The organism is Streptomyces sp. NPDC037242 (assembly GCF_055604165.1).
Map to the genome: position 1 here is coordinate 101,740 of NZ_JBVJUY010000012.1, position 23,361 is coordinate 125,100.

A 23,361-nucleotide genomic window follows, 5' to 3' on the forward strand; every position below is an offset into this window, starting at 1 on the left:
CCCCCCACCCCCCCCCCCCCCCCCCAACCACCCCCCCCCCCCCCCCCACCCCCCCCCCCCCCCCCCCCCCCCCCCCCCCCCCCCCCCCCCCCCCCGGGGCCGAGTTCGGCGACCAGGGCCGCCAGGCTCTGCGGGCCACGGGCGTTGGCGAGCACGACCTCGTGGCCCGCGGCCACCAGGATCCGTGCGAGGGTCGAGCCGATCCTGCCGGTGCCGATGATGCCTGTCCGCATTGACGCTCCTCGGGTCCGCGCGGGGCCTGTCGTGAACGGGTCGGGGTGTCAGTCCATGCCGATCCAGACCGACTTGGTCTGGGTGTAGCTCTCCAGCGACTCGGGGCCGCACTCGCGGCCGTAGCCGGAGGCCTTGTAGCCGCCGTAGGGCACGGAGGGGTCGTACTGGTTGTAGCAATTCACCCAGACCGTGCCCGCCTTGATCTGCGAGGCGACGCGGTGGGCGCGGCGCAGGTCCTTGGTGTGGACCCCGGCGGCGAGGCCGTACGCGCTGTCGTTCGCGATGCGTACGGCGTCCTCCTCGGTGTCGAAGGGGATGATCGACAGGACCGGCCCGAAGATCTCCTCCTGGGCGATCCGCATGCTGTTGTCGACACCGGTGAAGACGGTCGGCAGGAAGTACAGGCCGGCCGAGAGCTCGCCGGAGGCGCCCTCGGGGGTCCACCCGGTGCCGCCGGTGCGCAGGACCGCGCCTTCCTTCTCGCCGATCTCGATGTAGGAGCTGACCTTGTCGAACTGGCCCCGGTGGGCGAGCGGCCCGAAGAGGGTGGCCGGGTCGCGCGGGTCACCGGGTTTGAGGGCGGCGGCCCTGCGGACGAGGCGTTCGACCATCTCGTCGTGGATGGGGCGGTGCAGCAGCAGCCGGGAGCCGGCGGTGCAGATCTCGCCCTTGTTGTAGTAGATGCCGAAGAAGGCGAGTTCCTCGGCGGCGTCGAGGTCGGCGTCGGCGAAGACGATGTTGGCGGACTTGCCGCCGAGCTCCATCGTCACCTTCTTCAGGGTGCCGGCCGCCTTGCGGATGATGGACTGGCCGACGGAGGTGGAGCCGGTGAACGCGATCTTGTCGATGTCCGGGTGGTCGGTGAGGGTCTCCCCCAGTTCCACGCCGGGACCGGTGATGACGTTCAGCACCCCGTCCGGGATCTCCGCCTCCTGGAAGAGCTCGGCGATCTTCAGGGCGGTGAGCGGGGTGGCCGGGGAGGGCTTGTGGACCACCGTGTTCCCGGCCGCGAGGGCTGGGGCGATCTTGGTCATCGACAGCAGCAGCGGGAAGTTGAACGGGGTGATGGCGCAGACCACGCCCAGCGGTTCGCGCAGGGTGTACGCGAGCTGCCCGCCGGCCGGGGCCCGCGAGGAGCCGTCCACCCGGGTCACGGCCCCGGCGTAGTAGTGCATGAGCTGGGCGGCCATGGGGGCGTCGACGGTGCTGGAGAAGGCGAAGGGCTTGCCCATGTCCACCGTCTCCAGGAGGGCGATCTCCTCCAGGTCCCGCTCGATGAGCTCACCGACCCGGTTCAGCCGCAGCGCGCGCTCCTGGGCGGAGAGTCTGCTCCAGGGACCTTCCTCGTACGCCTTGCGGGCGGCGGCAACGGCCGCGTCCGCGTCGGCGGCGGTGGCCTGGGCCACCGGAACGATCTCCTGTCCGTCCACGGGGCTGATGTCCGGCTCGGTACGGCCGTCCCGGGCCGGGACCCAGGTGCCGCCGATGAACAGTTTCCCGGGGTTGGCCAAGGGCTGGTCGCTGAGCTCGCGCTTGGTCATGGCTGCCTTCCGGTGTCGGGGTGCGGGGCGGTCCTGCTAGCCCTGCGCGAGCTGCCGTAAGAACGTCTCGGCAAGGGCCTTGGAGGAGTACGGGTTCTGTCCGGTCGTGAGCCTGCGGTCCACGACGACGTGGGAGTCCCAGATCGCCTCGGCCTTCTCGTACCGCGCGCCGAGCCGGGTGAGCTCGGCCTCCAGGATCAGCGGGAGGCGGCCGGCCATGTTCGTGACCAGTTCCTCGCTGTGCGAGAAGGCCGTCATCCGGTAGCCCTCGAAGGGCCAGCGGCCCTCGCCGTCGCGCAGCGCGAGCAGCGAGGTGTGGCCGTGGCAGACGGTGGCGAGCGGCTTGTCCTGGGCGATGGCCCAGCGCAGGATCTGGGCCAGCTCGTCGGACTTGGGGAGGTCGCCGATGGCGCCGTGGCCGCCGCTGATGTAGATGCCGTCGTAGTCCGCGATGTCCTTCTCGCCGAGGCCCTCCAGGGCGATGGGGGCTCTCAGCTGGGGGGTGTTCTCGATGACCCGGACGTACTCGGCGGCGTTGGCCGCGTCCTCGTCCGGCGAACCCTGGGGGCGGACCCACTGGAGGAACTGGGGGTCGATGCTGGTCTGGTCGACCGTGGGGGCCGAGCCGCCGATCGTCGCCACGTCCACGGTGTGGCCGGCCGCCCTGAAGAGGTTATAGGGCACGACGAATTCCTCGGCCCAGAATCCCGAGGGGTGCTGTTCCCCGTCCAGCAGATGGAGCGTGGCCTTGGCCGTCATGACGACGAGAATCTTCATGACTCTTCTCCTGTTCTGATGTGCCGGATTCGCTGCCGATTCAACACGCCCCCCGCTAGGGGCGTAAGGGGATGGCGTCAGGCCCGCGATACTTCGTCACGTGCGTCCAACGCCGATATGATGGTGCGGAATTCACCGACCAGGGGGTGGTCGGGGTGGGCTTCGGCGAATATGCGTTCGCCGTAGAGGGCCGCCATTTCCGGTACATAGGGAAGGATTCCGGCGAGGGGCGCGCAGTAGACCTCCTCCGCGCGCCGGCGGGCCGCCTCGCGGTCGATGCCCTCGGGGGCCATGCTCATCACCAGGGCCCGCCGGCAGGACAGCCGCCCGGTCAGGGCGATGGTCTCCTCGACCCCCTGGAGGTCGATCCGGTCCGCCCGGGCCATGATCATCAGCACGTCGGCGCTCGCCATGGCGGTCACCGACTCGTTGTTGAGTCCGGCGTGGGTGTCGAGCAGCAGCACGTCGAGGGCGTAGTGCCCGGCCAGCCGGTCGAAGCCCTCCGGCAGCAGCCCCACGTCGTAGCCGGTGGTCATGATCTCCCGCAGGGCGGCCGTCCCGGTCCGGGCCGGGACGACGTAGAGGCCCAGGCCGGGATCGGCGCCCACCTGCTGGGCCGTGGCCTCGATCTCGCAGCGTCCGAGCAGGTAGTCGGCCAGGGCGGGACCCGGGCCGAGCCGGAAGAGCAGGTCCAGGGTGGGCGACTGGATGTCCGTGTCGACCACCCCCACCCGGCGTCCCTCGCCCGCGATGAGCAGGGCGAGGTTCGCCAGTACCGAGGACTTTCCGGTGCCGCCGCGGTGCGAGTGCACCACGATGGTCCTGGCCATCTAGGCCACCACCAGGTGACCGGCACCGCCCGCGTGCGGCCCCCGCGCCGCACGTGGCCGGTGCAGGGCCAGCATGGTGACGTCGTCGTGCTGTTCGGCTGTGCCGGTGTGTTCGCGTACGGCCATGTCCATCCGGTCGACCACCTCCCTGCCGCTCGCCGGGGGTCCGGCGAGCAGCTCCAGCATCCGGTCGTCGCCGAGGAAGCTGCCGCTGGGGCAGCGCGCCTCGGGCACTCCGTCGGTGAACACGAAGAGGGTGTCGCCGGGGTTCAACTGGGCGTAGCCGAGGGTGTACACGCAGTCGGGGAGCACCCCGACGGCCGGTCCGGTGACGTCCAGCGCGCGCGGCACGCTGCCGTCGGCGGACAGCAGCAGGGGCGGGTTGTGGCCGCCGTTGATGTAGACGAGGCTGCCGGTGAGCGGGTCCAGCACCCCGAAGAACAGGGTGGCGAAGTAGCCCTGACGCAGGTGGTTGCGGGTCAGGTAGCCGTTGGTTGCGGTGACCGCGTTGAGCAGCGGCGTCGCGCCGACGACCGGGATCCGCCGGCTGCCGCCCGCCCGGCCGGCGGCCACCAGGTGCTGGAGGCCGCTGTTCTCGGCGGTGTGCCGCAGCAGGGAGCGGATGAGCGCCATGAACAGCGCGGCGCCCACGCCCTTGTCGCAGACGTCGGCCACGACGAAGGCGAGCCGTCGGCCGCGGGAGATCTCGAAGACGTCGTAGAAGTCCCCGGCGACCTGCCGGGCGGGCCGGAACCGCACGTCGATCTCCCAGCCCTCGGGGACCGGCAGCGATTCCGGCAGGAAGCCGGCCTGGATCTCCCGGCCGATCTCCAACTCCTTCTCGTATCCCATGAGTTCGGCCCGGGCATCGGCCTCGCGCAGGGTGCGGCCGAGTCCGGCGCGCTCCGAGCAGCTGTGCAGGCGGGCCCCGACCAGGGTGGGCAGGAAGGGCGGTACGAGGTAGTCGTGGCCGAGCCGGACGTGTTCCTCCAGGGCGCCGAACTCGGCCACGGTCCACACGACCACGATGGGGGCCCCGGCCCAGCGGCGCAGCCGGCGCACGGCCGTCCGTACGGAGTCCCCGTCGGCCAGGGCCGGGGAGAGCAGCACGTCCGCGACGGGCAGCTCCTCCTGTGGTCCCGACAGCAGTTCGGCGAGGGTGCGCGGGATGAGCTCCGCGTCCATCTCGCGCAGTGCGTCGAGCAGTTCGAGCGGAGGAGGCGGGTACTCGTCGAGGATGATCACGGTCGTGGAGGGCATCGGTCCGTCCCCTCGGCCTTCACGGTCAGCGTGCTGATGTTGCGGCCGTCCCTGTGGACGTAGGCGAACTCGTCCACGCTGGTCAGCGCCAGGTGGATGCCGAGGCCGCCGATCCGCCTGCGCTCCGGGGGAACCCCGGGGTCGGGCGGGAGGCGGCCCCGGACGGGGTCGAAGGGGGGTGCCGCGTCCTCGATGGCGACCTGCACCCGCCCGGCACCGGAGCTGCCGCGGACGGTGATCCGCCCGTCGCCGCCCCGGTACCCGTGCATCACGATGTTCGTGGCCAGCTCGTCCACGGCCAGCCGGATCCGGTACGCGGCGCCCTTGTCCAGGCCCGCCCGGGCGGCCAGCCGCACGACGAACGCGGCGATGTCGCCCAGTGCCCCGAGGGTGGCGGGCACCTCCAGTTCGGCAGGCGTCCTCGCCAGTTCGACCATGTCGGCCACGGGACCGGACTCACTCGTCCGAGAGGACGATGCTGCGGTCCAGCCCGGCCGTCCGGATGGTCCGGGAGACGGGCTCGATGGCGCCGACCACCTTGATGGTGACGTGGTTCGCCACCTTCTGCTGGGCGAAGACCAGGGAGCGCAGCCCGGCGCTGGCCATGTAGCCGACGCCCGCCATCCTGATCTCGACGGTGTTGGTGCCGTGCCCGGCGGCCTTCTCGATGGTCTGGTGGAAGTCCGGCGCGGTCTTGGCGTCCAGCTCCCCCGCCAGTTCGATCACGGTGGTGTCGCCCTCGATGCTCAGGGACACGGAAAGCGGCATGTCAGGTCTCCTTCGGTGCGGGGGCTAGAGCTCGGGGTCGGGGTCGGGCGTGCGGCCGACCAGGATCACGACGGAGCGCGGACCGATCAGGTACTTGCCGGCGTTCTCCAGTTCGAGCTCGGCGCCGGGGCTGCGGATGTCGTGCGGGGCCGCGGCCCCGGTGTCCGCGAAGAGGTGCCAGCTGCGGCCGCCGGGCAGGGCGGGCAGTTCCAGGTCGTGCGGTTCCCAGTGCGCGTTCATGGCCACGTACACCACGTCGTCGTCCCCGGTGCCGCAGCGGGCCACGGCCAGCAGCCGGCTCTGCGCCGACCAGTCGGGCTGCCAGGCCCGCTCCCCGTGCCAGCTGATGTCGGGCAGCCCGAGGCTGTCCCGCAGCTGACCGGTGGGGTGGGCGGTGGAGCGCAGCTCGCGGTGGCGCCTCCGGAAGGCGATCATCTCCCGGGTGAACCGGAGCAGTTCGGCGTTGTCGTCGACCTGGTCCCAGTCGAACCAGGACAGTTCGTTGTCCTGGCAGTACGTGTTGTTGTTGCCCTGCTGGGTGCGCGCGACCTCGTCCCCGGCCAGCAGCATCGGAATGCCCTGGCTGGTGAAGAGGATCGCGAGGGCGTTCTTCATCTGGCGCAGCCGCAGCGCGCCCACCTCGGGGTCGTCGGTCGGCCCCTCGACCCCGCAGTTCCAGCTGGCGTTGTCGTTGCCGCCGTCGTTGTTGCCCTCGCCGTTGGCCTCGTTGTGCTTGTCGTTGTACGAGACCAGGTCCGCGAGGGTGAAGCCGTCGTGCGCCGTCAGGAAGTTGACCGAGGCCGAGGTCCCGCGGCTGGAGTAGAGGTCCGGCGAGCCGGCGATGCGGGTGGCGAGCTCCCCGGTCACCCCGGGGTCGCCCTTGAGGAAGCTGCGCACGGTGTCGCGGTACTTCCCGTTCCACTCGGCCCAGCGGCCGTACGCCGGGAAGTTGCCGACCTCGTAGAGGCCGCCGGCGTCCCAGGCCTCGGCGATGAGCTTGGTGTGCCGCAGGACCGGGTCGAAGGCCAGCAGCTCCAGCAGCGGCGGGTTGGGCAGCGGAGTGCCGTCCAGGGACCGGCCGAGGATGGCGGCGAGGTCGAATCGGAAGCCGTCGATGTGGTAGTCGGCGACCCAGTGGCGCAGGCAGTCGAGCACGTAGTTGCGCACGACGGGGTGGTTGCAGTTGACCGTGTTGCCCGTGCCGCTGAAGTTGAAGTAGTACCCCTCGGGCGTGAGCATGTAGTACGTGGCGTTGTCGAGGCCCTTGAAGGAGATCGTCGGGCCCTGCTCGTTGCCCTCGGCGGTGTGGTTGAAGACGACGTCGAGGATGACTTCGATGCCTGCCGCGTGCAGGTCCTTGATCAGGGTGCGGAACTCGTCGCCCTGCATCCCGTAGCGTCCGGTGGCCGCGTAGCCGGCCTTGGGGGCGAAGAACGAGATCGTGTTGTAGCCCCAGTAGTCGAAGAGCCGTTCCCCCGTCTCCGGGTTGGTGCGCGGGTTGTCGCTCTCGTCGAACTCGAACACCGGGAGCAGCTCGATGCAGTTGACGCCGAGCTCCTTCAGGTACGGGATCTTCTCCCGCAGCCCCGCGAAGGTGCCGGGGGCGGTGACCCCCGACGACGGGTGCCGGGTGAAGCCGCGCACGTGCGCCTCGTAGACGACGAGGTCCTCGGCGGGAGTCCGCAGCGGGGTGTCGTCGCCCCAGTCGAAGTCCTGGAGGCAGACCCGGGAGCGGTACTGGTAGCCGCGACTGTAGTCCGGCTCCACGCCCCACACGTCGCGGCCGGCGATCAGCCGGGCGTACGGGTCGGAGAGGATCTGGCGGGCGTCGAAGCGGTGGCCGGTGACCGGGTCGTACGGGCCGTCGGCCCGGTAGCCGTACTCGATGTTCTCGTGGTCGAGGCCGAAGACCGTCATGGCGAAGACGCTGCCGGTGCGGAACTCCTCGGGGAATTCCAGCTCGGCCATCGGCTCGGGCTCTCCGCGCTTGAAGATGACCAGGGTCATGGAGGTGGCCTGGTCGGAGAAGACGGAGAAGCTGACCCCGCCCGGGACCACGTTGGCCCCGAAGGGGAACGGTTTGCCGGCGCGGACGCGGTACCCGCCCACCTCGTGGGTCGGGTACGCGTCGACGCGCAGGACCTGATCGGACTGGGACTCGGTCATCGTGCGGCCCGTGCCTTGGCGCCCTCGGCGGCCTTGGCGTTCGCGGCGGCCTTGGCATTCGCGGCCTCGGCCTCGCCGGTCGAGAAGAAGTCGAGGAACCCGGTGGCCGACATGACGAACCGGACTTCCTCGCTGACCCCGTACAGGGTCACCGCGACCCCGGTGTGCTGGGCCTCGCGGTAGACGACGAGCAGGGTGCGCAGCCCGGCGCTGGAGACGTACGTGACGGCCGTGAGGTCGATGCGAAGCGGCCGGCCCTCGCGGACCAGCGGCAGCAGGGACTGGAGGAGTGCTCCGGACGTCTCGCTGTTGATCTCGCCGGTGGCGACGAGCACGGTGCCCGTCTTGTTGCGGCGTTCCTTCACGTTCAGTGTCATTGCTTTCCCCTCATGTTGGGGCGCCCCCCGTTGAGCGCTATGAAGTCACCGGCCGCAGCCGGACCTTGACCTTGACCCGGCCCTGGACGTCGGGGAGGCGGACGGTGAGCCCGTCCGCGTCGAAGTCCTCGTACGGCTTCTCGTCGATCTCCACGGACGCGATCCGCACCGAGCCCGCGGGCAGCAGGTCGGGCGAGACGCGCAGGACGCGGTCGGGCAGGCCGGTCGGGTCGGGCTGGAAGTGGAAGTCCATCTCCCGGCCGTTGATGAGCAGGTTGTTGTAGACGGCGGAGAGGTAGCAGAGCTCGGCCGAGTGGTACATGGACATCGAGTGGCTGCCCTTGAGCCGCTCGGTGCCGAGCAGGTACGGCGTACCGCTGGCGAGCACGTTGAAGTAGACGGCTCCCTCGTCGTGGTCGAGGAAGAAGGTGTTGTAGAAGGACTGCGCCTGCCGGGCCTCGCGCAGGAACGCGTCGCCGCCGACCGTGCCGTGCAGGATGAGGTAGGCGAGGATCGCCTGCTCCTGCTGCCACCAGGCCTTGCGGTCGTGCCAGGCGAAACGATACGTCTCCTGGTCCCCCCGCTTCACCCGCTCCACGACGTCGTACCAGCCGCCGCGCTGGACGTCGCTGCCGACCGCCGGCATGATCTCGCCGATCTTGCGGGCGAGCTCCTCGTACGCCGGCTTGGCCTTCAGCGAGTTCATCCGCATCAGGTTCCAGGCGATCTTCAGGTTGTGGCCGACGACCGCGCGGTCCTGCTGCCAGCTGTGCGCCTTGTCGTGGGACCAGTCGCGGTTGAAGCGCTCCTGGACGAAGGGGCTGTTCTTGTAGTCCGGGAACTTGTCCGCGATGGTGTCGAAGGTGTATTCGAGGAAGTCGGCGTACTTCTGCTCGCCGGTCGCCAGGTACAGGTTGATCAGGTACGCGGGCGCGTGGTCGCCGACCGAGTTCCAGTTCTTGCGCTCGGCGTTCTCTCCCAGGGACTCGTGGTCCGCGCTGAAGAGGATCGGGTCGATGTGCGAGTAGTAGCCGCCCTGCTCCGGATCGAAGAAGAACTTGTCGAACAGCCGGATGGTGGCGTCCGCGTCGTTCTTGATCCGGATGTCACCGGTGACCCGGTACGTCTGGATGGGCCCGGCCAGCGCGTAGATCTGCTCGTACATCGGGATCGCGTCGTAGTCGTCGGAGAACTCCGAGGTGAACAGCTTGCGTTCGGTGTCCCCGTCGACGCTGATGCCGTGGTACCAGAAGACCACGTCCTCCTCGCCGTCCACGACCCGCATGTGCTTGCGCAGGTACTCCGTGCCGCGCTCCGCGACCTCCAGGTACTCGTCCTTGCCGGTCAGCAGGTAGGCCGAGGCCATGCCGTAGACCAGGCGGGAGATCGTGTCGGTCTCCTGGACGTGGCTGGCGGTCTTGTCGCCGCCGAGCCGGATCTCGGTGCGGTACTCGGTGAAGTCCACCGGTCCGTCGCCGAACTGGGCCCGCTTGTAGAAGTCGGCCAGCGACTCGATCTGCTTGACCCACCAGCTGGGCTCCTCGAAGCGGAAGTCCTCGGCGCCGCGGCCCAGGAACACCAGGCGCTTGGCGTCGAAGCGGCCGCCGTGCTCGGGGTAGTGGACCCCGTAGACGAAGAGGAACCGGCCCGGCGAGAGCATCTCGTCGATGTGCCCGGAAGCGTCGATGTAGGGCTCGTCGAGGTTGCGGACCAGTTCGGCGCTCGGGTCGCCGGCCAGCGAGACGTCGAACTCTCGGCCGTCCGAGGTCCTCAGCCGCAGCAGCCTGGTCCCGGAGTCGAAGCGGCCGACATAGCCCGCGATGGTGTCGGAGAAGGAGAAGCTCACGGCGTCCGCCATGGTCATGCACCGTCCTTATTCTCTGAAGGCGTGCGGTCGTCCTCGAATCCCTGGCTGACCTCGACGATCACCCCGTCGGGGTCGCGGACCCACACGGTCCGCCAGCCGCAGATGAAGTCGTCGAAGTCCAGCGGCCCCAGGGTCACTTCGGCCGCGTCGCCGAGCGATGCCAGGAACGCGTCCACGTCGTCGGTCTGGAAGGCCAGGTGGCGCATCCGCCCCGCTGCCTGCGGCCCGTCGTCGTGCGCCTCGCGGGCCGGTTCGCCGTCGGCCGCGAAGAGCTCCAGGTACGCGTCCCCCCGGCGCAGGAACACGATCCGGGCCTCCCCCAGGTCGACCACCCGGGCCCGGGCGAAGCCGAAGTACCGGGTGTAGAACTCCTCGGTGGTCTTCTGGTCCGTGCAGTTCAGGGCCACGTGCGACCACCGCAGCCCGGCCATCAGCCGGCCCCCCGCGCACCCCGCCCGGCCGCGATCAGCTCGATGATCCGGCGGGCGAACAGGTGGTGGTGGGCGCCGGTGCGGCCGGTGACCAGGTCCGCGTCCACGACCACGTCCTCGTCGACGTACTCGGCGCCCATGTTGCGGACGTCTCCGATGAGGTTGTTGTGGCAGACCACCTTGCGGCCGCGGATCTTGTCCGGGATCGAGGAGGCCAGCCACATGCCGTGGCAGATGATCCCCTTGAGGACCGTCGGCTCCTCGAACGCCCGGCGCAGCAGCTCCGTCGCCGGGGCCAGTACGTCCACGTCCTCGGTGTAGCGCAGCCGGTCGGCCACCATGCCCGAGGGCACGATGAGCGCCGCGTACCGGCGCAGCTCCTCGTCGCTCAGCCCTTCCAGGGACCGGCTCGCGGTGAACGGCGCCCGGTACTCGTGGCCGGAGAAGGTGATGGACTCGTTGCCCCACAGCCGGGTCAGGAAGTCGACCTCGGCGCCCTCCTCGGCGAAGCGGTGCTGGTAGTAGAAGATCTCGGGCTCGTAGAAGTCGCTCTCGACCAGGACCGCGATCCTGGTCCCGGACAGCGCGCCCTCGCGCAGCACGGCGTCAGGCACGGGGAACCCCCCTGTTCGAAGCGCGGAGGAAGTCCGCCGCGCGCTCGGCGATCATCGCGATGGCGGTGTGGCAGTTGCCCGACGGAACGGCGGGCATCACGCCGGCGTCGACGACGCGCAGGTTGCGTACGCCGTGCACCCGCAGCTCGGGGTCGACGACGGAGAGGTCGTCGATGCCCATGCGGCAGGAGCCGGCCTGGTGGTGGTAGCTCTCCGACTTCTGCTTCACGAAGCGGTGCAGGTCCGCGTCGGAGACGTGGCCGGGACCCGGCTGGAGCTCCTGCTTGTACCAGGGCGAGAAGGCCGAGGTCGCGAAGATTTCGCGAGCGAGCCTGACGCCCTGCACCATGCGCTCCAGGTCCCAGCGGTCGCCCAGGTAGTTCGGGTTGATGAGCGGGTGCGCCAGCGGATCGGCGCTCGCCAGCCTGATCCAGCCGCGCGAGACCGGGCGTACGACACCCGGCAGGATGGACACCGTGTTGGGGTGGTCCTGGCCGACGATCACGTCGAACGGCACGTGTACGAAGGCGATCTGCAGGTCCGGGGCGGGCAGCCCGGGCCGTGAGGACAGGAACAGCGCGCTCTCCGACAGGTTCTGCGCCGGCGGCGGGAGCTCCTGGGTGACCTCGGCCATCAGCCCGGTCAGCACGTGGTTGTGGAAGTTCTCGCCGACCCCGGGCAGGGCCGTGGTGAGCGCGATGCCGTGCTCGCGCAGCTGCTCGGGGTGGCCGATGCCGGAGAGCAGCAGCAGCTTCGGTGACTCGATCGCCCCCGCCGCCACGAGCACCTCCCGGCGGGCCCGTACGGTGTGCAGCCCCGGCTCGGCGGGCGAGCTGTGGCCGTCGCGGACGGTCCGGCCGGGGAACTGGGCGGGCGGCGCGAGCTGGACGTACTCGACGCCCGTGCAGGTGTCGCCGTCGAAGAGCAGCCGGGTGCTCTGCGCGCTGGTGCGCAGGGTCAGGTTGGGGCGCTCCAGCGCCGGCTCCAGGTAGGCGGCGAGGACGCCCTGGCGGCGGCCGTCGGCCACGTCGATGTGGTGCCAGCCGGCGCCGAAGAGCCCGCGCCGGGGTCCGTCGGTGTTGAAGTCGGCGATCTCCTCGTGGCCGAGCTCGACGGCGGCGTCGATGAAGGCGCGGGAGACCGGGTTCGGGCCGTGCTGCCCGGCGTTGGTGATCCGCTGCGGGCCGCGGGTGCCGGTGGTGGCCGCGGTGACGTCCTCCTGGCCCTCCAGGAGCGCGAAGTACGGGAGCACGTCCTCGTACGCCCAGCCGGCCGCGCCCTGGTAGGCCCAGTTGTCGAAGTCCGAGGCGTGGCCCCGGATGTGCATCATGATGTAGAGGTTGCTGCTGCCGCCGGGGGCCTTGCCGCGCGGCTCGTAGGTGCGGCGGCCGTCGAGGCCGGGCTGCGGGACGCTGGTGTAGCCCCAGTCGACGGGCCCGCCGAGCAGCTTGTACCAGGAGGACGGGTCGTCCACCTCGGGCGGGATGCGGGAGCCGCCCGCCTCCAGGACCAGGACGGAGACGTCGGGGTCCTCGGAGAGCCGGTTGGCCAGGACGCTGCCTGCGGTGCCGGAGCCCACGATGACGTAGTCGTACTCTGCCACGCTCACGGGTCCCCCTCAGCCCTGGCTCAGCACCTGGAAGGGAACCGTGTCGTGGTAGTTCGCCATGTAGGCGATCCTTCCGTCCACGATCCGGAAGAAGTTCATGACCTCGGCCTCGATGGCCTCGCCCGAGGCGCTGACCGCGGTCAGGTGGGAGACGGCCGCGGCCTTCTCGCCCTGCCCGTCGACGATGAAGTGCACGGGCTCGTTGCGGAAGACGCGGTACATCGTCCCCATGCCCTTCATCATCGAGCGCAGGACCTCCAGGCCCTCGATGTGGCCGGCCAGCTGCTCGTCCATGACCTGGTCGTCGGCGAACAGGTCGCACCAGCGGTCCCAGTCCCCGGCGTTGGCGTACTCGTAGTACTTGCGCAGGACTTCGGTATTGGTCTCGCGTGCATCCATCGCGCACATCCCCCTATCGGTCCCTACGGGTTCCGTCCGGCGCGAACGGCGCCCAGAACTGGCTGAAGGCGGTCGCCGAGTCGCCGAAGAGCCCGTCGCGGCCCTCGATGATCCGGCCGTCCTGCCAGCGCATGAAATGGAAGACCGGGTAGTCCATCCGCTCGTACGGGGAGCGGCTCCCCTCGGCCGCGCCGCCGCGCAGGGCGACGTTGCGGCACACGTCCGCGGAGCAGTCCTCGCCCACGAGGACCGCCTCCAGGTCCATCCGGAAGGTGCCGCCCGTGAGCTTGTGGGTCTGTCCCATCAGCTCCAGGAAGGCGTCCAGGCTCTCGTACCAGCCGGCGAGCGGATGGTTGCCCGGCACCAGCCAGCGCAGGTCCTCGGAGTAGTACTCCAGGATGCGCGCCCGGTCGCCCGAGCCGAGGGCCGCGTACGCCGCCTCGACCCGCTCCCGTGTCACTTCGGTCATCGTCGCTCCTCCTTCGCCGGCGGTTCAGAGCGAGCCGGAACCGGGCATCGGCGCCAGGTCGTTGACGGTGTACTGCTTGATCAGCGGTCCGTCGGGGCCGGCCACCACCGTCCAGGTCTGGTCGGCGTCGAAGCCGAGCCACTGGCTGCGGGCGGCCGGCGGGTCCCAGATCTTGGCCTGCCAGTTCACGAGGACCCGGACGACGGCCCGCTCGCCCTCGATGACGGGCTCGACCTTCGTGACCGTGTGCACCTCGTCGAAGAACCGGTTGGTGACGGCCGCGTACCAGCGGCCGAAGCCCTCGTACCCGAGGAAGGTGTCCTCCGGGACCTTGAACTCCAGGTCCTCGGTGATGAGGGCGAGCACCTGGTCCGGGGGGAGGTGCTGGTCCAGGGCCACGTACCACTTGTCGGCGAAAGCGCGGATCGCGTCCTCGGTCAGCCGCTCGGCGGGCATGCGGTCTCCTCCTGTCCGTTGCGGGGGTGTCAGATCTGGATGTCGACGAGGAACGGCCCGGAGTGGGACAGCATCCGGCCCACGGCGGCGACCGCCTCGTCCGGCTTCTCCACCCGCATCCCGCCGGCGCCGAGCGACCTGGCCAGTGCGGCGAAGTCGATCTCGGGGTGCGAGAGGTCGAAGGAGCCCGGGAAGCCGTGCTCGGGTATCTCCCGCTCCCGCCAGTACTGGGCGATGTTGTCGTCCAGCAGGCGGTACTTGCGGTTGTTGCAGACCACGAACTTGGCTTCGATGCCGTGCCGGGCCGCGGTCCACAGCGCCTGGTACGTGTACATCGACCCGCCGTCGCCCGCGAAGCCGACGACGAGCCGGTCCGGGTGGGCGAGCTTGGCTCCGACCGCGCCCGGGAAGCCCACGCCGAGCGAGCCGCCCCTGGTCAGGTGGTAGTCGCCCGGCCGTTCGGGCGGCAGGTACTTCGTCACCAGCGGGGAGGTGGTCAGCGCCTCGTCGAAGACGATCAGGTCGCCGGCGGTGCGCTCGGCGAGCGTCCGCAGGAAGACCGCCATCGGCGAGCCGTCGGCCCCGCCCGCGCCTGCGCCTGCGTCCGCGGCCGACAGGACGGCCCGGGCCCGCTCCCTGGTGCGCGTGTCCAGCCGGGCCGCGGCCGCCGCCCGCTGCCGCGGGGTCCGTACCTGCTCCAGTACGCCGGCCAGCGCGCGCAGCGCCTGCCTGGGGTCGGCGGCGAGCCCGAGGTCGACGGGGTGGTTCTTGGCGATCTCGTACGCGTTGAGGTCGATGTGCACGACCTTCGCGCCCGGCCGGAAGGGGCTCTCCAGCTCGGGGAACACCTCGGGGAAGACGTAGGTGCCGACGATCAGCACCCCGTCCGCGGCCCCGATCAGCTCCTTGCTGTGCGGGCCGAACATGTGGCCCGTCTGGCCGCGGCGCAGCGGGTGCGAGGCCGCGATGTTCACCTCGGAGGAGTCCACCTCGTAGACGTCGGCGCCCAGCAGCTCGGCGACGGCGGCGAGCTCGTTCTGCGCCCCGGAGAGCGAGACCCCGTCGCCGACCAGGACGAGGGGCCGCTCGGCGGCGGCGAGCAGCCCGGCCGCCCGCCCCACCGAGGCGGGCGAGGGCGCCACGTCGGTGAGCACCGTCGTGGCGGGCACCACGGGCTCGGAGTTGAGCTCGTCCAGCACGTCCATCGGCAGCGCCACGAACACCGGTCCGCGCGGCGGGGTCAGGGCGATCTTGACCGCCCGGCGGATGGTACGGAGCACCGAGTTCCGGTCGGTGACGCGGGTCGCGTACTTGGTCACCGGCTTCGCCATCGCCACCAGGTCGCACGCCATCTGCGCGTCCATGGCGTCGTAGCGGACCCCGGCGTCGCCGGCGACCACGACCAGTGGGGTGTGGCCGCGCAGCGACTGGTAGAGCATGCCGATGCCGTTGCCCAGCCCGACCCCGGAGTGGAGCTGGAGCAGGGCCGCGCCGCCGGTGGCCCGGGCGTAGCCGTCGGCGATGCCGGCGGCCACGGTCTCCTGGAGGGCCAGGATGTAGGTGAAGTCCTCCGCCGCGTCCACCGCGTCGAGGAATCCCTGTTCCACCGTCCCCGGATTTCCGAACATCACATTCAGGCCGTCGGCCTTGAACTGCTCGATCAGCCTTTCCCGTCCGGGAGTGGCTTCGGAACTCATCGAACTCCCCCTCTTTGCCCGCGTGTTTCCGGGACGCTCCGGAATTACCAGCCGTACCGGGTGAGACCGTTCTCCAGGACTTCCACGATCTTCTGCCCCGTGAGATACGAGTCGGGGGTGGAACGGCCGGTCACGAACGGGAAGTCGACGATCACCGACAGCGGGTGTCCGAAATTCCCGTGGTACGCCCCGCGCGGCCCGGTGGCGTCGCGCAGGATGTACTCCAGCGGGTAAGGCGGCGGCCCCATGTTGAAGTCGGTGCCGAGGAATCCGGTGCCGTCCTTGTAGTCGTACTCCTTGCAGTGGCCGGTCACGTGCTTGCCCCAGATGATGCTCCTGCGGTCGCCCCAGTCCCGGGCGAAGGCCAGGCAGGCGACGCCGTAGCACTCCGCGGCCACCACCTTGCCGGCGTTCTTGAAGGCCAGGATGAGGGCGTGCACCCGCTCGTTGTTGGCGAGGTCGGCGATCGGGCCGCTGCCGCCGACGACGAGGATCGCGTCGTAGCCGGCGATGTCGGCCTGGAGCTTGTCCAGATCGCGGTGGTACTGCTCCAGCTTGGGCAGATAGGCCGAGTCGCTCGTGTACGGGCGCTCGGGCGCCCACGCCTCGATGTCGAGGGGAGAGTCGAGCCGGCTCGACTGCTCGAACTCGCGCCCCAGCCGGGCGTTCTCCTCGGTGGTGACCGAGCGTCCCAGTGGAGGATCGATGTAGTTCGCGTCGAGGCTCGGCGGAAGGGCGTGCGCACGCTTTCCGGTCGGCGTGGCGAATACGACTTCATAGCCCTGTTCGTCGAACTTGGATACGGGGCCTATCAGTTCCTCGGCCCAGTAACCGTGTTCGGAGACAATGACCAGAATCTTTCTGCTCACGGATTCCTCCAGGCGCCGCCTGTTGTCGTTGGCGTCCCCCACACTGGCCGGGCCCGGGTCCTGCGTCAAAGCGCCGGTGTGCGACTTGGTGAGGTAGCGGCCCAGGTCGTGGGGGCACTTCAGGAAGTCGCGCACCGACGTCATGAAGTAGCTTCAGGACTACCTGACTTCGGCCGAATCACTGAACCATTACCGAGGGCCCGTTTTATGGTCTGGACGCGCCGTGAATCACGGGCGCGAGGGCTGTGTTGGTGAACGAGCACGAGGAGAGGGACGGGGACTATGACGATGGACCTGTTGTGCCGACACACCGATCAGATACGTCCGGTGAAGCCCGGTACCGAGGGCTGCGAGGAGTGCCTCGCCTCCGGCGACAGCTGGGTACACCTGCGGATGTGCCTGAGCTGCGGGCACGTCGGATGCTGCGACTCCTCGAAGAACCGCCACGCCACCCGGCACTACGGCACCACGGAGCACCCCATCGCCGCCTCGCACGAGCCCGGTGAGGAATGGGCCTGGTGCTACGCCGACAAGCTGATGCTGGACCCGGCATGAGCGCCGCCCCGGAGAGCGCGCCCCGGACGGGCGCCCCGGCGGCCGCGACCGGGCACGCGGAGAGCAGGAAGCCCGTCATCCTGGCCGTGGACGACGACCCCCAGGTGCTGCGCGCCGTCCGCCGGGACCTGCGCAGCGCCTACGGCGACCGCTACCGGGTGCTCGGCGCCTCCTCGGCCGCCGACGCCCTGAAGATCCTGGACTCCCTCGACGAACGCGGCCACGACCCGGCCCTGTTCCTCGTGGACCAGCGGATGCCCGACGTCACCGGGGTCGAGTTCCTCCTCGAAGCCGTCAGCCGCTTCCCGGACGCCCGCCGCGTGCTGCTGACGGCGTACGCGGAGACGGACGCGGCGATCACCGCCATCAACCGCGTGCGGCTGGACTACTACCTGCTCAAGCCGTGGGACCCGCCGCACGAGCGGCTCTTCCCCGTACTCGACGACCTGCTCTCCGACTGGCTCGCCACCTACCGGCCGGCGTACGACGGGATCATCGTCGCGGGCCACCTGGTCTCCCCCGGCACCCACGCCGTCCGGGACTTCTTCACCCGCAACGGCCAGCCGTTCCGCTTCCTGAACGTCGAGCGGGACCCCGAGGCGCTGACCGTGATCGCCGCCGCCCGGGCCGACGCGGCGCTGCCGCTGGTGCGCTTCCCGGACGGTTCGGTGCTCTCGGCGCCCACCGACACCGAGCTCGCCCAGCGCCTGGGGCTGGCCACCACCGCCTCGCGCCCGCACTACGAGTGCGTCATCGTCGGCGCGGGCCCCGCGGGTCTGGCCGCGGGCGTCTACTCGGCCTCCGAGGGCCTGTCCACCCTCATGCTGGACTCCCGCGCCCCGGGCGGCCAGGCGGGCACGTCCAGCCTGATCGAGAACTACCTCGGCTTCCCCTCGGGCCTCTCCGGCGGGGACCTGACCCGGCGCGCCACCATCCAGGCCTCCCGGTTCGGCGCCGAGATCCTGCACCCGGTGGAGGTCGTCTCGCTGACCCGCGACGACCCGGCGAAGATCCTGACGCTGGCGGACGGCACGGAGATCAGCGCCGAGACGGTGCTCCTGGCCACGGGCGTCTCGTACAACCGCCTCCAGGCCCCGGGCGCGGACCGCTTCGAGGGCGCCGGCCTGTACTACGGGGCGGCCACCACGGAGAGCTCGGCGTGCATCTCGCAGCACGTGTTCATCGTGGGCGGCGCCAACTCGGCCGGCCAGGCGGCGGTGCACTTCGCCAAGTACGCGGCCCGGGTCACGATCCTGGTCCGCGCGCAGTCCCTGGACGCCAGCATGTCCCGCTACCTGATCGACGAGATCGAGCGCACCCCCAACATCGAGGTACGGGTCCACACGACGGTGGTCGCCCTGGACGGGGACGAACACCTGGAGCGCATCACGCTGCACGACTCGCGGACGGGCCTGGACAAGGAGATCCCGGCGCGCTTCATGTTCACCTTCATCGGCGCCCGCCCGCACACCGAGTGGCTGTCGGGCGTCGTGGAGCGCGACCAGTACGGATTCGTGCTCACCGGCTCCGACCTGATCTCCAACGGCGGCGAGCTCCCGGCGGAATGGAGCCTGGAACGGGCCCCCTACCCCCTGGAGACCAGCGTCCCCGGCGTCTTCGCGGCGGGCGACGTCCGCGCCCACTCGGTCAAGCGGGTCGCGTCGGGCGTGGGCGAGGGCGCGATGGCGGTGTCGCTGATCCACCGCTACCGCTCGATGGGCTGAGGGCGAACGCGGACGCGAACCGCTTGCGATCAAGCCCGCAGCAGATGCAACGTTGATTACATGATTACATCCGAGCTGAACGAGCAGCAGGGCGAACAGCTTCGCAAGTGGTTCGCGGACCGCCTGCCGGTGGACGTCTACGAGTCCCTGACCGAGGTCGCCGTCGACCGCGAGGAGATCACGGTCGTCGGCACCGTCCCGGCGACCGAGTCGGTCAAGGAGTTCCGCGAGCGCACCCGGGAACAGCGCATCGAGGTCGCGCGGGAGGCGGAGGGCCTCTACCGCCGCAAGGTCGCCTGGGCCGTGCAGTCGGGCGAGGAGCGGACCGTCTTCACCCACCTCGCGGTGCCGGTGATGACCCGCCTGCGCCAGCCCGAGCGCCAGGTCCTCGACACCCTGGTCGCCGGGGGCGTGGCGCGCAGCCGCGCCGACGCGCTGGCCTGGTGCGTCCGCCTCGTGGGGAACAACACGGACGAGTGGCTCACGGAGCTGCGGGACTCCCTGGCCAAGGTGCAGCAGGTCCGCGCGCAGGGCCCCGATGTCGCGCAGGGCCCCGATGTCACAGACTCCAGGAAGTCTGCGGCATAAGGAGGAAAGCGCCCCACACCCGCGCATGATCCCGAAAGGGTTGGCGGCGACCCGTACCCGCTCCCAGGGAGAGGCACGCACCATGACCACGACCGTCGAATACATCCGCTACCGGATCGCATTGGACGACCAGTCCGCCTTCGAGGAGTCGTACCGCAAGGCGGCCGAGGCCCTGGCCGCCTCACCCGAGTGCATCGACTACGAGCTGGCCCGCTGCGAGGAGGAGAAGGAGCGCTACATCCTGCGCATCCGCTGGACCTCCGTCGACGCCCACCTCAATGGATTCCGCAAGGGCGAGCACTTCCCGGCGTTCTTCAGCGCGATCCGCCCGTACGTGACGGCCATCGAGGAGATGCAGCACTACCTCGTCACCGCGGTGGCCGGTCCGGGAAAGGCCGCCGACCCGTCATGAGCAGCACCACACCCGGCACCACTCCGACCATCTACGAGTGGATGGGCGGGGCCGAGGCGATGGACCGCCTCACGGAGGCCTTCTACGCCCACGCCCTGCGGGACGAGATCCTGGCCCCGGTCTTCGCTGGCATGGACTCGGAGCACCCCCAGCACGTCGCGGTCTGGCTGGCGGAGGTCTTCGGCGGCCCGAAGCAGTACACGGCCGGGCACGGCGGCCACCAGCACATGGCCACCAAGCACCTGGGCCGCGGCATCACCGAAACACAGCGCCGCCGCTGGGTGGACCTGCTGATGGACACGGCCGACGAGGTCGGCCTCCCGACCGACCCGGAGTTCCGCGCGGTGTTCGCGTACTACATCGAGTGGGGCACCCGCATGGCCCTGATCTACTCGGGCCCCAACCCGCCCTCGGTCGACGCGGCGGACATCCCCGTGTGGTCCTGGGGCCAGACCCCGCCCTGGATCCCAAAGGGCTGACTCCGTGGGGCAGAGGTCCGCCTCTGCCCCACCTTCAGCGCCCGGCGGCCGGCCTGCGGCGCGCCTTCGGCGCCGGCGGTGCCTGCGGCGCTTCGGCCAGCAGCACGGTCAGACCGGCCCCGTCGTCCTCGCGCCAGAAGTCCACGGCCTCCTCCAGCACCTCCCGCAGGGTGTCCCAGTCGTCCGGCCGCGCCTCGGCGAAGGCCCGCCAGGACGTCACGACCAGGAGCCGCCCCGGCGACCGCGGCAGCCAGGACAGGTCGCGCAGCACGTCGGCCAGCGCGTCCCAGTTCCCCCCGAAGTACTCCGGCACCCGGAGCGCGTCCCCGCACCGCCGCATCAGCGCGGCCTTGCTCCGTACGCCGTCCAGGTCCAGGCGCAGCGTGGTCCAGCCCGCCTCCTCGGCGGCGGCGAGGGCAGGGGCCAGCGGCTGCGGGTCCAGCGTCATCGGAGAACCGCCTTGAAGGTCTTGTAGTGGTCGTCCGTGTAGTAGAACTCCCCACCCTCACCGGTCACGATCCGCCGTGCCCCGCGGTCCCGCTCCCCCGGCGTCTTCACCGTGAACTCGTGGTAGTAGCCGCGCTTCTGCTTGGGCAGGACCTTCTCGAAGTTCCCGAAGACCGTGCCGTCCTGCCGGTACGCGTACGGCCCGCCCTTGTCGATCAGCACAAGGACGTCCTGGGCCTGCTGCGGCAGCGCGGCAGCCCGTACGGTCGCCATGCCCTTCGCCCAGCCGGGCGTCGGCGCCGACGAGGAGGGCGCGACGGCGCCCGCGGAGGCGGCACTGGCGGCGGGCGCGGGATTCTTCCCGCCGCATCCCACCGCACCGACCAGCACCGCGCAGAGGAACACGGCCCCCAGCAAGCGCAGCAACGATCGGGGCACGTTCCGAAAGATCATGCACCGATCGTGCCAAATATCCGATTCGCTCGCGAATCGCGTAATGCCCGCACCGGCCGAAGCCTCAGAGCGCGGCCATCTTGGTGTAGGGACTCAGGACGCGTTTTTGGACCGAACCGAAGTCAACGAGGACAGCGATCCCCTCCTCGATACCGACGACACGGCCGAGACCGTGTTCGTCGTGGGTAACCCGGTCACCCACGCTGAACTGCCGTACCGGCGGTTCCACGGGAGCCTTGAACGGGCTGGACGGCAAATGGCGGCGAGGTACTGCTGACTTTGTCATTGGAACCAGTATGCGCCCCAGAGGCCCCCGCACGGTCCGCCGTTCGGATCTCAATTACGGCACCATCCGCATCAGCGAACACCGCGGAGCCGTGTTTGGGCGCCATTCGTCCGAACAATCCGAACAATCACTCGTCGGGATCAGCGCGCTCCAGAGCCGGACGCAGCCCGGGAGCCGATTCCGTCAGCAGGTAGTCCGCGACGGCCGTGTCGGTGACGAGGCTGGTGACCAGCCCCGACCGCAGCACGGCCCCGATCGCCGACGCCTTGCGCAGCCCGCCGGCGATGGCCACCACCTCGGGGATGCGCCGCAGCCGGTCCGCCTCCACGGTGATGCACCGCTCACCGAGGTCCCGGCCCACCCGACGACCCTCCGAGTCGAACAGGTGGGCGGACATCTCCGCCGCGACACCGAGCGAGGCGTAGTGCGCCCGCTCCTCGTCGGTCAGCATGTCGTGGACGGTGGAGATGCCCGGCTCCCAGGAGCCGATCGACACCGCCGCGACCGTGACCTTGTCGAAGTACTCGAAGGCCCGCGCGATCCCCGTCTGGCTGCGCAGCGCGGCCGCGGTGGCCGGGTCGGGCAGCAGCATCGGCGCGTAGATCGGGTGCGCGTCGCCGCCCGAGACCTGGGCGGCCCTGCGTACGGCCTCCACGGACCCGCGCTCGGCGGTGCCCGCGTCGTACACCCCGGTCAGCTGGACGACGGTGCAGGGGGGCAGCCGGTGCAGTGAGGCGGCCATGTGGATGGTCGACCGGCCCCACGCCAGCCCGAGCACGTCGCCCTCGTTGACCAGCTCGCCGAGGAGATCGGCGGCGACCGCGCCCAGGTTCTCCGGGTCCGGCGCGTCCTCGGTGGCGTCGGCCGGGGACTCGACCACCACCGCGTGCCGCAGCCCGTACCGGGCGCGGAGCGCGTCGGAGCGCTCCGCGTCCAGATCGGCCGGCACCCGGATCTCGATCCGTACGAGGTCGCGCTCAAGAGCGGTCTCCAGGACCCGGGCCACCTTGAAGCGGCTCACGCCGAACTCCTCGGCGATCTGGATCTTGGACTTCCCCTCCAGGTAGAAGCGGCGCGCCATGGCCGCCGCCTGCACCAGCTCCGCGGGTCCCATCCGCAGGGCTGACCGTCCCGCCGACATTGCAGACACCGCGTTCTCCTCACTGCTGTTCACACTCTCGACTCGCCGTTCATCCTGTCAGATCCAACGACTGTTGATCAGCCTGGACAGCTTCCGTTCACCGAGCTGTTCACCAACCCTTGGTTCAGTGGTCGCAAGCCCAGGGTGCCGCGGCGATGGCCGCGCCCGCCTGCTCGCGGAGCGTACGCACGGCTGCCGACGGGTCGACCGCTCCGTAGACCGCGCTGCCGGCGACGAACACGTCGGCACCGGCCTCGGCACAGCGTTCGATGGTCGAGGCCGAGACCCCGCCGTCGACCTGGAGCCACACCTCCAGGCCGTGCTTGGCGATCAGCTCACGGGTGCGGCGGATCTTGGGCAGCATGATGTCGAGAAAGGGCTGGCCGCCGAAGCCGGGCTCGACCGTCATGATCAGCACCATGTCGAGCTCGGGGAGGATGTCCTCGTACTGCTCGATGGGGGTGGCGGGCTTGAGCGCCATGGACGCCCTGGCCCCCTTGGCCCGGATCTCCCGCGCGAGGCGCACGGGCGCGGCCGCGGCTTCGGCGTGGAAGGTGACGGAGCCCGCACCGGCCTCGACGTACTGGGGAGCCCACCGGTCGGGGTCCGCGATCATCAGGTGCAGATCCAGCGGAATGTCCGTCGCACGGCTCAGCGACTCGACGATCGGCACGCCGAGGGTGAGATTCGGGACGAAATGGTTGTCCATGACGTCGACATGCAGCCAGTCGGCCCCCTCGACGGCCTTCGCCTCCTCGGCGAGTCGGGCGAAGTCGGCGGACAGGATGCTGGGATTGATCTGAACGGCCATGCCCCAAGCGTGCCATGCCGTCGGCGGGTTCCGGCCACGACCCCGGAAGTCGCCGTCCTGGCGACTTCCGGGCCCCCGCCGGCCCCGTTCCCCCCTGCGGG

27 protein-coding genes and 1 pseudogene are annotated in these 23,361 nt (G+C 70.3%); 5 read left to right on the forward strand and 23 right to left on the reverse strand.

What is annotated here, in order from left to right:
• Positions 1-95: 95 nt before the first annotated feature.
• The 18 genes and pseudogenes from ACZ7GJ_RS16615 to ACZ7GJ_RS16700 all read right to left on the reverse strand — a co-directional run.
• Positions 96-233: pseudogene (locus tag ACZ7GJ_RS16615) on the reverse strand (NAD(P)-binding domain-containing protein); the annotation flags it as partial.
• 48 nt (positions 234-281) lie between these two features.
• Positions 282-1,775, reverse strand: a complete 1,494-nt coding sequence (locus ACZ7GJ_RS16620; protein ID WP_470752284.1) for an aldehyde dehydrogenase family protein — start codon at positions 1,773-1,775, stop codon at positions 282-284.
• 36 nt (positions 1,776-1,811) lie between these two features.
• A complete protein-coding gene (locus tag ACZ7GJ_RS16625; protein WP_470752286.1) occupies positions 1,812-2,552 on the reverse strand; it encodes a type 1 glutamine amidotransferase domain-containing protein in 741 nt (246 codons plus the stop codon).
• Positions 2,553-2,629: 77 nt separating this feature from the next.
• The gene (locus ACZ7GJ_RS16630; RefSeq protein WP_470752288.1) at positions 2,630-3,382 is read right to left on the reverse strand and encodes a MinD/ParA family ATP-binding protein; all 753 of its coding nucleotides are present in this window, start codon (positions 3,380-3,382) and stop codon (positions 2,630-2,632) included.
• Complete coding sequence (locus tag ACZ7GJ_RS16635; RefSeq protein ID WP_470752290.1) at positions 3,383-4,642, reverse strand: PP2C family protein-serine/threonine phosphatase; 1,260 nt, start codon at positions 4,640-4,642, stop codon at positions 3,383-3,385.
• Positions 4,624-5,079: an ATP-binding protein gene (locus ACZ7GJ_RS16640; protein WP_470752485.1), complete on the reverse strand. Its 456-nt coding sequence runs from the start codon at positions 5,077-5,079 to the stop codon at positions 4,624-4,626. Before ACZ7GJ_RS16640 ends, ACZ7GJ_RS16635 begins: the two co-directional genes overlap by 19 nt.
• A 19-nt stretch (positions 5,080-5,098) precedes the next feature.
• Entirely contained in the window at positions 5,099-5,410 is a 312-nt protein-coding gene (locus ACZ7GJ_RS16645; protein ID WP_365918357.1) for an STAS domain-containing protein, read from the reverse strand.
• A 24-nt stretch (positions 5,411-5,434) separates the two neighbouring features.
• Positions 5,435-7,576 (reverse strand): glycogen debranching protein GlgX, encoded by a 2,142-nt coding sequence (gene glgX / locus ACZ7GJ_RS16650; RefSeq protein ID WP_470752292.1) that lies wholly within the window; start codon positions 7,574-7,576, stop codon positions 5,435-5,437.
• A complete protein-coding gene (locus tag ACZ7GJ_RS16655) occupies positions 7,573-7,953 on the reverse strand; it encodes an STAS domain-containing protein (protein WP_470752293.1) in 381 nt (126 codons plus the stop codon). The genes glgX and ACZ7GJ_RS16655 overlap by 4 nt, the downstream gene beginning before the upstream one ends.
• A gap of 37 nt (positions 7,954-7,990) precedes the next feature.
• A complete protein-coding gene (locus ACZ7GJ_RS16660) occupies positions 7,991-9,817 on the reverse strand; it encodes an AGE family epimerase/isomerase (RefSeq protein WP_470752294.1) in 1,827 nt (608 codons plus the stop codon).
• Entirely contained in the window at positions 9,814-10,251 is a 438-nt protein-coding gene (locus ACZ7GJ_RS16665) for a VOC family protein (RefSeq protein WP_470752296.1), read from the reverse strand. Before ACZ7GJ_RS16665 ends, ACZ7GJ_RS16660 begins: the two co-directional genes overlap by 4 nt.
• The gene (locus tag ACZ7GJ_RS16670) at positions 10,251-10,865 is read right to left on the reverse strand and encodes a DJ-1/PfpI family protein (protein WP_470752298.1); all 615 of its coding nucleotides are present in this window, start codon (positions 10,863-10,865) and stop codon (positions 10,251-10,253) included. The genes ACZ7GJ_RS16665 and ACZ7GJ_RS16670 overlap by 1 nt, the downstream gene beginning before the upstream one ends.
• Positions 10,858-12,474, reverse strand: coding sequence for a GMC family oxidoreductase (locus ACZ7GJ_RS16675; RefSeq protein WP_470752300.1), 1,617 nt, complete (start codon positions 12,472-12,474; stop codon positions 10,858-10,860). Before ACZ7GJ_RS16675 ends, ACZ7GJ_RS16670 begins: the two co-directional genes overlap by 8 nt.
• A 9-nt stretch (positions 12,475-12,483) precedes the next feature.
• Entirely contained in the window at positions 12,484-12,873 is a 390-nt protein-coding gene (locus ACZ7GJ_RS16680; protein ID WP_470752302.1) for a nuclear transport factor 2 family protein, read from the reverse strand.
• Positions 12,874-12,886: 13 nt separating this feature from the next.
• Complete coding sequence (locus ACZ7GJ_RS16685; RefSeq protein WP_470752304.1) at positions 12,887-13,342, reverse strand: nuclear transport factor 2 family protein; 456 nt, start codon at positions 13,340-13,342, stop codon at positions 12,887-12,889.
• 24 nt (positions 13,343-13,366) lie between these two features.
• A complete protein-coding gene (locus tag ACZ7GJ_RS16690; protein WP_470752307.1) occupies positions 13,367-13,798 on the reverse strand; it encodes a nuclear transport factor 2 family protein in 432 nt (143 codons plus the stop codon).
• Between the two features lie 29 nt (positions 13,799-13,827).
• Positions 13,828-15,495 (reverse strand): thiamine pyrophosphate-binding protein, encoded by a 1,668-nt coding sequence (locus ACZ7GJ_RS16695; protein WP_470752309.1) that lies wholly within the window; start codon positions 15,493-15,495, stop codon positions 13,828-13,830.
• Between the two features lie 44 nt (positions 15,496-15,539).
• On the reverse strand, positions 15,540-16,364 hold the full coding sequence (locus tag ACZ7GJ_RS16700) for a type 1 glutamine amidotransferase domain-containing protein (RefSeq protein WP_470752487.1): 825 nt from the start codon (positions 16,362-16,364) through the stop codon (positions 15,540-15,542).
• Positions 16,365-16,646: 282 nt separating this feature from the next.
• On the opposite strand from ACZ7GJ_RS16700, the gene ACZ7GJ_RS16705 reads away from it, so the two are divergent.
• The 5 genes from ACZ7GJ_RS16705 to ACZ7GJ_RS16725 all read left to right on the forward strand — a co-directional run bounded on the left by ACZ7GJ_RS16705 (position 16,647) and on the right by ACZ7GJ_RS16725 (position 20,122).
• Positions 16,647-16,919, forward strand: a complete 273-nt coding sequence (locus ACZ7GJ_RS16705; RefSeq protein ID WP_365918335.1) for a UBP-type zinc finger domain-containing protein — start codon at positions 16,647-16,649, stop codon at positions 16,917-16,919.
• Positions 16,916-18,643: an FAD-dependent oxidoreductase gene (locus tag ACZ7GJ_RS16710; protein WP_470752312.1), complete on the forward strand. Its 1,728-nt coding sequence runs from the start codon at positions 16,916-16,918 to the stop codon at positions 18,641-18,643. Before ACZ7GJ_RS16705 ends, ACZ7GJ_RS16710 begins: the two co-directional genes overlap by 4 nt.
• 60 nt (positions 18,644-18,703) lie before the next feature.
• Positions 18,704-19,231 (forward strand): hypothetical protein, encoded by a 528-nt coding sequence (locus tag ACZ7GJ_RS16715; RefSeq protein WP_470752314.1) that lies wholly within the window; start codon positions 18,704-18,706, stop codon positions 19,229-19,231.
• A gap of 82 nt (positions 19,232-19,313) precedes the next feature.
• Entirely contained in the window at positions 19,314-19,643 is a 330-nt protein-coding gene (locus tag ACZ7GJ_RS16720) for a putative quinol monooxygenase (RefSeq protein WP_470752316.1), read from the forward strand.
• Entirely contained in the window at positions 19,640-20,122 is a 483-nt protein-coding gene (locus tag ACZ7GJ_RS16725) for a group II truncated hemoglobin (RefSeq protein ID WP_470752318.1), read from the forward strand. The genes ACZ7GJ_RS16720 and ACZ7GJ_RS16725 overlap by 4 nt, the downstream gene beginning before the upstream one ends.
• Positions 20,123-20,156: 34 nt before the next feature.
• Here the strand turns inward: ACZ7GJ_RS16725 and ACZ7GJ_RS16730 are convergent, their stop codons facing one another.
• From ACZ7GJ_RS16730 to rpe, 5 genes are all read right to left on the reverse strand, one after another.
• Positions 20,157-20,570, reverse strand: coding sequence for a barstar family protein (locus ACZ7GJ_RS16730; protein WP_470752320.1), 414 nt, complete (start codon positions 20,568-20,570; stop codon positions 20,157-20,159).
• Complete coding sequence (locus ACZ7GJ_RS16735) at positions 20,567-20,842, reverse strand: guanyl-specific ribonuclease (protein ID WP_470752489.1); 276 nt, start codon at positions 20,840-20,842, stop codon at positions 20,567-20,569. Before ACZ7GJ_RS16735 ends, ACZ7GJ_RS16730 begins: the two co-directional genes overlap by 4 nt.
• A gap of 244 nt (positions 20,843-21,086) precedes the next feature.
• The gene (locus tag ACZ7GJ_RS16740) at positions 21,087-21,308 is read right to left on the reverse strand and encodes a CarD family transcriptional regulator (protein WP_365918320.1); all 222 of its coding nucleotides are present in this window, start codon (positions 21,306-21,308) and stop codon (positions 21,087-21,089) included.
• 127 nt (positions 21,309-21,435) lie between these two features.
• Entirely contained in the window at positions 21,436-22,449 is a 1,014-nt protein-coding gene (locus ACZ7GJ_RS16745) for a sugar-binding transcriptional regulator (protein WP_470752490.1), read from the reverse strand.
• Between the two features lie 124 nt (positions 22,450-22,573).
• Positions 22,574-23,260: a ribulose-phosphate 3-epimerase gene (gene rpe / locus ACZ7GJ_RS16750; protein ID WP_470752322.1), complete on the reverse strand. Its 687-nt coding sequence runs from the start codon at positions 23,258-23,260 to the stop codon at positions 22,574-22,576.
• Positions 23,261-23,361: the final 101 nt, after the last annotated feature.

What these genes read in the sequence shown, in the direction of transcription:
- ACZ7GJ_RS16620 (WP_470752284.1), bottom strand. Translation starts at nt 1,775, where the DNA reads ATGACCAAGCGCGAGCTCAGCGACCAGCCCTTGGCCAACCCCGGGAAA.
- ACZ7GJ_RS16625 (WP_470752286.1), bottom strand. Translation starts at nt 2,552, where the DNA reads ATGAAGATTCTCGTCGTCATGACGGCCAAGGCCACGCTCCATCTGCTG.
- ACZ7GJ_RS16630 (WP_470752288.1), bottom strand. Translation starts at nt 3,382, where the DNA reads ATGGCCAGGACCATCGTGGTGCACTCGCACCGCGGCGGCACCGGAAAG.
- ACZ7GJ_RS16635 (WP_470752290.1), bottom strand. Translation starts at nt 4,642, where the DNA reads ATGCCCTCCACGACCGTGATCATCCTCGACGAGTACCCGCCTCCTCCG.
- ACZ7GJ_RS16640 (WP_470752485.1), bottom strand. Translation starts at nt 5,079, where the DNA reads ATGGTCGAACTGGCGAGGACGCCTGCCGAACTGGAGGTGCCCGCCACC.
- ACZ7GJ_RS16645 (WP_365918357.1), bottom strand. Translation starts at nt 5,410, where the DNA reads ATGCCGCTTTCCGTGTCCCTGAGCATCGAGGGCGACACCACCGTGATC.
- glgX (WP_470752292.1), bottom strand. Translation starts at nt 7,576, where the DNA reads ATGACCGAGTCCCAGTCCGATCAGGTCCTGCGCGTCGACGCGTACCCG.
- ACZ7GJ_RS16655 (WP_470752293.1), bottom strand. Translation starts at nt 7,953, where the DNA reads ATGACACTGAACGTGAAGGAACGCCGCAACAAGACGGGCACCGTGCTC.
- ACZ7GJ_RS16660 (WP_470752294.1), bottom strand. Translation starts at nt 9,817, where the DNA reads ATGACCATGGCGGACGCCGTGAGCTTCTCCTTCTCCGACACCATCGCG.
- ACZ7GJ_RS16665 (WP_470752296.1), bottom strand. Translation starts at nt 10,251, where the DNA reads ATGGCCGGGCTGCGGTGGTCGCACGTGGCCCTGAACTGCACGGACCAG.
- ACZ7GJ_RS16680 (WP_470752302.1), bottom strand. Translation starts at nt 12,873, where the DNA reads ATGGATGCACGCGAGACCAATACCGAAGTCCTGCGCAAGTACTACGAG.
- ACZ7GJ_RS16685 (WP_470752304.1), bottom strand. Translation starts at nt 13,342, where the DNA reads ATGACCGAAGTGACACGGGAGCGGGTCGAGGCGGCGTACGCGGCCCTC.
- ACZ7GJ_RS16690 (WP_470752307.1), bottom strand. Translation starts at nt 13,798, where the DNA reads ATGCCCGCCGAGCGGCTGACCGAGGACGCGATCCGCGCTTTCGCCGAC.
- ACZ7GJ_RS16695 (WP_470752309.1), bottom strand. Translation starts at nt 15,495, where the DNA reads ATGAGTTCCGAAGCCACTCCCGGACGGGAAAGGCTGATCGAGCAGTTC.
- ACZ7GJ_RS16705 (WP_365918335.1), top strand. Translation starts at nt 16,647, where the DNA reads ATGACGATGGACCTGTTGTGCCGACACACCGATCAGATACGTCCGGTG.
- ACZ7GJ_RS16710 (WP_470752312.1), top strand. Translation starts at nt 16,916, where the DNA reads ATGAGCGCCGCCCCGGAGAGCGCGCCCCGGACGGGCGCCCCGGCGGCC.
- ACZ7GJ_RS16715 (WP_470752314.1), top strand. Translation starts at nt 18,704, where the DNA reads ATGATTACATCCGAGCTGAACGAGCAGCAGGGCGAACAGCTTCGCAAG.
- ACZ7GJ_RS16720 (WP_470752316.1), top strand. Translation starts at nt 19,314, where the DNA reads ATGACCACGACCGTCGAATACATCCGCTACCGGATCGCATTGGACGAC.
- ACZ7GJ_RS16725 (WP_470752318.1), top strand. Translation starts at nt 19,640, where the DNA reads ATGAGCAGCACCACACCCGGCACCACTCCGACCATCTACGAGTGGATG.
- ACZ7GJ_RS16730 (WP_470752320.1), bottom strand. Translation starts at nt 20,570, where the DNA reads ATGACGCTGGACCCGCAGCCGCTGGCCCCTGCCCTCGCCGCCGCCGAG.
- ACZ7GJ_RS16735 (WP_470752489.1), bottom strand. Translation starts at nt 20,842, where the DNA reads ATGGCGACCGTACGGGCTGCCGCGCTGCCGCAGCAGGCCCAGGACGTC.
- ACZ7GJ_RS16740 (WP_365918320.1), bottom strand. Translation starts at nt 21,308, where the DNA reads ATGACAAAGTCAGCAGTACCTCGCCGCCATTTGCCGTCCAGCCCGTTC.
- ACZ7GJ_RS16745 (WP_470752490.1), bottom strand. Translation starts at nt 22,449, where the DNA reads ATGTCGGCGGGACGGTCAGCCCTGCGGATGGGACCCGCGGAGCTGGTG.
- rpe (WP_470752322.1), bottom strand. Translation starts at nt 23,260, where the DNA reads ATGGCCGTTCAGATCAATCCCAGCATCCTGTCCGCCGACTTCGCCCGA.